The organism is Veronia pacifica, from assembly GCF_001707825.1.
GTDB classification, from domain to species: Bacteria; Pseudomonadota; Gammaproteobacteria; order Enterobacterales; family Vibrionaceae; genus Veronia; species Veronia pacifica.
The window spans coordinates 1-215 of the sequence record NZ_LYBM01000161.1; the positions used below are offsets into that span (position 1 = coordinate 1).

1 pseudogene is annotated in these 215 nt (G+C 43.3%); it reads right to left on the reverse strand.

The annotated features are described in order from the left end of the window. Positions 1-215, reverse strand: a pseudogene (locus A8L45_RS24085) (IS66 family transposase); the annotation flags it as partial.

Below are 215 nucleotides of genomic sequence, written 5' to 3' on the forward strand. Positions count from 1 at the left end.
CTGCTCAGCTAGGTGCTGTAAACAAGTAGAAATATAATCATGCACTACAAGGTCATTGGCCTTTGCGGTTTCAACAAGGCTATAAAGTATCGCACTGGCATGTGCACCTTACTGGTATTTAGAGAACAACCAGTTTTTTCGCCCGATCACGAACGGTTTTATAGCTCGCTCTGCGCGATTGTTATCAATTTTAAGCCTGCCATCCTCTAAGTAAC